This is a genomic window from Microbacterium resistens, from assembly GCF_031456305.1.
Lineage (GTDB): Bacteria > Actinomycetota > Actinomycetes > Actinomycetales > Microbacteriaceae > Microbacterium > Microbacterium resistens_A.
The window spans coordinates 439,991-446,295 of record NZ_JAVDUM010000001.1; the positions used below are offsets into that span (position 1 = coordinate 439,991).

At 64.4% G+C, this 6,305-nt stretch carries 7 protein-coding genes and 1 pseudogene; 4 read left to right on the top strand and 4 right to left on the bottom strand.

The genetic code is table 11. The features are described 5' to 3' along the window. Window positions 1–100 precede the first annotated feature (100 nt). A complete protein-coding gene (gene fdxA, locus J2Y69_RS02020) occupies window positions 101–424 on the bottom strand; it encodes a ferredoxin (protein WP_310016983.1) in 324 nt (107 codons plus the stop codon). Between the two features lie 154 nt (window positions 425–578). On the opposite strand from fdxA, the gene J2Y69_RS02025 reads away from it, so the two are divergent. Both J2Y69_RS02025 and soxR read left to right on the top strand, forming a co-directional pair. Next, window positions 579–1,205 carry a superoxide dismutase gene (locus J2Y69_RS02025; protein ID WP_310016985.1) on the top strand — a complete coding sequence of 209 codons (627 nt, stop codon included), beginning with the start codon at window positions 579–581 and terminating at the stop codon, window positions 1,203–1,205. 4 nt (window positions 1,206–1,209) lie between these two features. After that, window positions 1,210–1,680: a redox-sensitive transcriptional activator SoxR gene (gene soxR, locus J2Y69_RS02030; protein WP_310016987.1), complete on the top strand. Its 471-nt coding sequence runs from the start codon at window positions 1,210–1,212 to the stop codon at window positions 1,678–1,680. 859 nt (window positions 1,681–2,539) lie between these two features. On the opposite strand, the gene J2Y69_RS02035 is transcribed toward soxR, so the two are convergent. Then, a complete protein-coding gene (locus J2Y69_RS02035; protein ID WP_310016989.1) occupies window positions 2,540–3,079 on the bottom strand; it encodes a TetR/AcrR family transcriptional regulator in 540 nt (179 codons plus the stop codon). Between the two features lie 158 nt (window positions 3,080–3,237). On the opposite strand from J2Y69_RS02035, the gene J2Y69_RS02040 reads away from it, so the two are divergent. Continuing rightward, window positions 3,238–4,179 carry an SDR family NAD(P)-dependent oxidoreductase gene (locus tag J2Y69_RS02040; RefSeq protein ID WP_310016991.1) on the top strand — a complete coding sequence of 314 codons (942 nt, stop codon included), beginning with the start codon at window positions 3,238–3,240 and terminating at the stop codon, window positions 4,177–4,179. A 177-nt stretch (window positions 4,180–4,356) separates the two neighbouring features. Here J2Y69_RS02040 and J2Y69_RS18105 read toward each other — a convergent pair. Together J2Y69_RS18105 and J2Y69_RS02050 are read right to left on the bottom strand one after the other, a co-directional pair. Continuing rightward, window positions 4,357–4,476 (bottom strand): annotated as a pseudogene (locus J2Y69_RS18105) (IS5/IS1182 family transposase); the annotation flags it as partial. A 122-nt stretch (window positions 4,477–4,598) separates the two neighbouring features. Then, on the bottom strand, window positions 4,599–5,354 hold the full coding sequence (locus tag J2Y69_RS02050; RefSeq protein WP_310016993.1) for an Imm52 family immunity protein: 756 nt from the start codon (window positions 5,352–5,354) through the stop codon (window positions 4,599–4,601). A 339-nt stretch (window positions 5,355–5,693) separates the two neighbouring features. On the opposite strand from J2Y69_RS02050, the gene J2Y69_RS02055 reads away from it, so the two are divergent. Beyond that, window positions 5,694–6,107 (top strand): hypothetical protein, encoded by a 414-nt coding sequence (locus J2Y69_RS02055; RefSeq protein ID WP_310016995.1) that lies wholly within the window; start codon window positions 5,694–5,696, stop codon window positions 6,105–6,107. Window positions 6,108–6,305: the final 198 nt, after the last annotated feature.

Below are 6,305 nucleotides of genomic sequence, written 5' to 3' on the forward strand. Positions count from 1 at the left end.
CGCCCCGCCGGCGCGTCCTTCAGAACGCTCCCGTCGCGAAAACGGCCGCCCGCCGCCTCGAGAAACGGCAGATTTCGCGACGGGAAGGCCGCGAGCGCGCCTACTCGACGGCCTGGGGAGGCAGCGCGGCGATCAGCGGATGGTCGTAGGGGACGAGCCCGGTCCTCGCGGCCCCGCCCGGCGATCCGAGCTCGCGGAAGAACTCGACGTTGGCGCCGTAGTAGTCGGCGTACCGATCGGGGAGATCGTCTTCGTAGTAGATGGCCTCGACGGGGCAGACGGGTTCGCAGGCGCCGCAGTCGACGCATTCGTCGGGGTGGATGTAGAGCGAGCGCTCGCCCTCGTAGATGCAGTCCACGGGGCACTCATCGATGCAGGCCTTGTCCTTCAGGTCGACACAGGGCAGAGCGATCACATACGTCACGATCTCGACGCTATGCGCTCAACCGCGGTTGACATCAAGTCGGCCGACGCGAAGGTGAACGCCGCGTGAATCCCGGTCGATGACCTCAACCGGACTTGACTTCAACCATGGTTGAGGTCATAGCGTCGTTCCTGTCACCACGAAAGGACAGAGCATGCCTCTCTACACCCTCCCCGACCTGCCGTACGACTATGCGGCCCTAGAGCCCCACATCTCCGGACGGATCATGGAGCTGCACCACGACAAGCACCACGCCGCCTACGTGACCGGCGCCAACGCCGCGCTCGACAAGCTCGAGGAGGCGCGGGCGAGCGGGGACTTCGCCGCGGTCAACCTGCACGAGAAGAACCTCGCCTTCAACCTGGGCGGCCACACCAACCACACCGTCTTCTGGCAGAACCTCTCCCCCAACGGCGGCGGCGAGCCCGAGGGCGAGCTGGCGGCGGCGATCACCGATCAGTTCGGCTCCTTCTCCGCCTTCCAGGGTCACTTCGCGGCCACCGCGGTCGGGATCCAGGGCTCCGGCTGGGCCGTCCTCGGCTGGGACTCGATCGGGCAGCGCATGTCGATCTTCCAGCTGTTCGACCAGCAGGCCAACGTCCCCGTCGGCATCACGCCACTGTTCATGCTGGACATGTGGGAGCACGCGTTCTACCTCGACTACCTGAACGTCAAGGCCGACTACGTCAAGGCCGTATGGAACATCGCGAACTGGGCCGACGTGAGCGCCCGTCTCGACCGCGCCCGCACGGCGACGGCCGGCCTGATCACCGGAGCCTGATCGCATGACGGAGGCCGGGCGCATCGATCTCGACGTTCCCCTCACCATCGGTGAGGTGATCAGGAGGACCGGCGTGCCCGCCTCCGCGCTCCATTTCTACGAGCGCAAGGGCCTGATCCGCTCGCAGCGCAACAGCAGCAACCAGCGCCTGTACGCCCGGCATATGCTGCGGCGCATCTCCCTGATCATCGTCGCCAAGCGCCTCGGCATCCCGCTGTCCGACCTGGGCGCAGTGTTCGCCGGCCTCCCCCGCGACCATGCGCCGACCCATGAGGACTGGCAGCGGATGTCCCGCGCCTGGAAACGGCAGATCGAGGAGCGACGCCGCATCCTGGAGAACCTCGAGCACGAGCTCACCGGCTGCATCGGCTGCGGCTGCCTGTCGATGAAGGCGTGCCGCCTGATGAACCCCGACGACGCCCTCCAGGACGACGGCCCCGGCCCCGTCCGCCTCCAGGACCCCCGCCGCGACTGACCGCTCCCCCGTCCTTCCCGGCGGGCCGGCGCAGCCCACGCCCGGCGATCCGGTCCGGCCCGCCCCGCCGAACCCCGGCCTCTCCCGCGAGACGGCAACTGCGTTCCGAGACAGCAGGATTTTCGCGCAGTCTCGGAACGCAGTTGCGGTCTCGCCGATCGGACAGACGCTAAGCCTCGATCACACGTAGTGCACTCGCTCCGCATTGCCCCCTGCATGGCCGATTGCCTATCGTGACACTCGGAGAACAACGCACCAACCGGGGGGGGGGAAACGATGGAGACAGTACCTGCATGGATCGAGGCCATTGCGACCGTGCTCGCATTTGTGGCGGCATCGATCGCTGCCTTCGCGGCGTGGAGGACAATGCAGCACGACCGGGAACGAAGCCGGAGAGAAGCGGGAGCCGGAGTGTCCGCCTGGTGGGTTCATTCGATCTCCGGGACAGAGGACGCATGGGGTGTCATCATTACGAACACCTCATCGAATACGCGCACCGGCGTCCGAATCTCAACGCGAGGGAACGCGCGCTCCGCGAGCGGAGCCATCGAGATAGGGCTTCTGCCCCCTGGCCTTTTCTTCGTTGAGTCCTGCAACGGGAAGTCGACCGAGAACCGCGCCTGGCACCTGCCCCGTTCCCTCGTGACGCTGCAAGACTTCGAGGCGCTCACCCGCTCGACCAAGCATGAGGTGACGCGGATCGAGTACGACGACAGCGCCTCTGCGACATCCTGGAGTTGGACACCCACATCTGGGCTGACAGAGCTACGACAGGCGGGGCACGGAACGATCGTCGACGAAGCTCCGCGCTGAGTCGCATCACGGACGCCCCCGGATCGGCAGAGCTCCGACCCGGGGGTCACGCGGGTCGAAGCCCGCGCAGCACGACGTCGAGGTAGAGGTCGACGTCGGCGCGCTCACCGATCCTGACCGCGTGCTCGATCCCGCAGACGAGGTGCTGAAGTCGCGCGACGGTGAGGTCCGGGCGGATGACCCCCTCCCGCCGCGCCCGGGCGACGAGCCCCTCGAGGGTGGCGAACAGCTCGACCTTGAGGCGTACAGCGTCCTCCGTCTCGCTCTCCGTCGCCATGAGCACGGGCTGCAGCCCGTCGTCGGAGAGCTGAAGCTCGACGGCGGACCGCAGCATCTCCTCGATCGCGCGCCCCGTATCGGGATCCGCGGCGGCGCGCGTCGCGCGATCGTGCAGATCCTGCAGCGCATCGATGGCGAGCGCTTCGAGCAGCGACTGCACGGTCGGGAAGTGGCGGTAGACCGTGCCGACCCCGACTCCGGCATCACGCGCGATCTCGTTGAGCCGAAGATCCTGCGCAGGCAGGTCACGGGCGACGCTCAGGATCCGAGAACGCGATCGGAGCGCATCGGCTCGGGGCTTTCGCATACACGGCTCCTCACGGTCCGGGTCACGGCCGGCCACGCTGCCCCCTCCTCGGAGAGGACGAGCAGCATCCGCGACCTCACCCCATCATAACCGGATGAGCAATCCGGTTTGTGTACACTAGCCGGATAGATCATCCACTTACTATCGATGGGCTCACAATGACCTGGTCCCCCGCTGACATCCCTCCCCTGCAGGACCGAGTGTTCGTCGTCACCGGCGCAACGGCGGGGATCGGCTACTTCTCCTCCGAGCTGCTGGCGAGATCCGGCGCGCACGTGGTCCTCGCGTCGCGGTCGGCGTCGAAGCTGCGGACCGCGCAGGGCACCATCCGCAGCCAGGCGCCTGGGGCGTCACTGAGCGCCGTCCCGTTCGATCTGACGTCGTTGACCTCGGTCGCTGATGCGGCGGAGGAGCTCGCGGCGATGCCGAGGATCGACGGCGTGCTGCTCAACGCCGGGTCGATGGACCTCACCCGCGGCAAGCAGACCGCGGACGGCCTGCCGACGATCCTCGGCACCCACGCGGTCGCGAACTTCGCGCTCCTCGCGGGGCTCGTCCCGTCGCTCATGCGCACAGCGCCCACCGCCGGGATCGTGTCCCGCATCGTGCATACCTCGACCGGGTTCGTGAACCTGCGGGCCTACGACGTCGACGACGTGTCGGCCCTGCCCCGGTCGGGAGTCGGGGAGTACACCAAGGCGAAGACGATCACCGAGGTCTTCGCCTTCGAGCTCGACCGCCGGCTCCGCACGAGCGGCGCCCAGGTCTCCTCGCTCGTCGTCCGTCCTGGCGTCGGCGTGGATGCGAAGACTCCGGAGCGGACGGGGATCCGCGACGCGACCACCCCCTACCAGCGCAACTACCTGACGCCCTTCGCCCAGGGGAAGGACACCGCGTCCTGGTACGGCGTGCGCGCGCTCACGGACCCGGACGCGCAGGGCGGCGACTACTTCGCCCCGCCCCGGCCGTTCCAGGGGCCACCGGTGCGAGTACGGCCCCTCGAGCGCACCCGGGCGCCGGGGGCCGAGATCGCCGGTGCCGTCTGGCGCCAGCTCGAGGAGCTCTCCGGAACCCGTCTCGACCTCGACGCTTCTCGCTGAGCGTCGGCAAGGAAGAGCCCGACCGCCACTCAGGGGGCCTTTTCCACCGAGATGCAACACCCTGGAAGTCTGCGGACATGAACAGAGTGAACGGATCATCGGAGGGAACCCGTGGACGACACTCAGCTCGACAAGCTTCTCTCGCCGCGCGACGGGTGGGCAGAGTCACCTGAACTCCTAGGGCGTGTCTCTTAAATGGTGGGTCCAGGCGATGGCGGCGTTGAGGACGGCTGCTGAGCGGTAGACGGTGGTGAGTTTGTCGTAGCGGGTGGCGATGCCGCGCCATTCGGAATGTAGAGATCGTAAACGGATTCCGCGAACTTCACGAACTTTTCATTACCATGCGCAGGCTTGGGATTGGAGCGATCACGCTCATCTAGATCTTGAGCCAGTACCTGCAGGGCTTCTTGCCAGTTCATCTACTTACTACCCAGTACTGCTTCCTGAATCTGTCGCCCGAGTTGAGTCTCAGCTGTGTCGTTCTCATCGAGCACCCGGCCGTCGCCGATGCGGAACAACACTCCACCGTTGAACGGCTTTCGCTCTACATCAGCAGGAAGACAGTCAGCAAATGAAGCATCTGCCCGATAATTCAGCCACCCCAGTTGTTCCCGAGTTTCTGGGTCACGTACTGCATCACGATATTGCTGCTCGGTAATGAACGCCCTTTCTGGGCTCCAAAACTCGACCATGTATCGGAAGACCTTCTCCGACATCACCGAATCGAGCAACGGCGACTCCAAATTATCAACTTTCAACAAGACTCTATTTGGGATCCTGGGGGCCACGCCTCCAACATGAATCGAAGCATGCACAAAATGGCTCGTGCGCTGGGCTTCCAGCTCCGTCACCAACCCGAATCCCCAGCCCAGACGACAACGGGAGTTCACGGTTGGACGCTCGGTGGCGTCAAGGTAAGTGAATCTATCCTTGGGAGCCTCCGTGTCCCAACCTCGCTCAAGCGTGAGTTCATCAAGATGCTCTAGATGGGCTCCGAGGGTGTTCTCATCGTTCATTCGATCGCCGAGAACATACCAAGTCTTGAAGATAGGATCCAGCGTCTGCAAGCCTTCGAGAAACTCTCGCATCTGGGTTTTAAACTCCCCGAACGTCAGCGCGCGGGGGCCCCAGAATGCTCCGAAGTAGGGTCTAAATTCACTCATCTTATCATCCAATTATACATCAAAACGGAGTGAAAACGGTCCTGATTGCGTCATCCAATCCTTCTTCCCTGAGGAGCAGATCGATCACGCTCTTCTTGTCCAAGGTTGAGAAATGCCACTCAATAGGCATCTCCCCAACAGCATCGATTTGACTTTGGATTTCTTTCAGCACCTTTTCTTGCCAGAAGGTGGTTCCTGTGGCACGGTCTCAGAGTGCTGTTCAGTCATCCCTGTTTCCCTTTGCGTCGTAGCTCACTGAACGGGTCTTTCGCATCTTTCACTATAGCGGGGGGCGACATCTCACCCCTGGCTACAAGTGTCGCGACCCCGGGCGTGATGGGGGCGGGGGTAGTGAGGTCGACGGTCAGATCCGGTTCCGCAGCAGGCGATGGTGAGGTCTCGGTGGGGTCTTCGCGTTCGCAAGCTGCTCTTTCGCGAACACGACATCCCGTTCACTCTCATACCCCGGGTGGAGGACTCGTCGGTGCGGAAGTTGATGTCGCGCCACCGGAGACCGAGTACCTCGCCACGACGCATGCCGTAGAGGAGGTTGAGGAGTTCAAACTCGTCCACCAAGTCCAGCTCCTCGAGAACCCGTACGATCTGTACGCCGCGACCACAGACGAGGTCCGTCGGCGTATGAGCCAGGCCGTCTTCGGCGCGATCTACATCATCGACGACGACGCCGGGTCAACGCTCACCGCACCCCACGACGAGCTCTTCGCCGCCCAGGCTGCATACCGGGCCGCGGTCGCCGAACACTGACACGCCCGACCCATCCACACGTTCTTGCCTATAGGGTCTGCTGAACGGATAGGTGACACCTGATCTGTGGTGCCGAAGGGTGCCGCTGGGAGGATGTCATCACGCCCAAGCCTTATCCCCGCGAGTTTCGTGAGGACGTCGTCGCGGTTGCTCGTGATCGGGATCCGGGGGTGCCGTTGCGGAAGATCGCGGCGGACT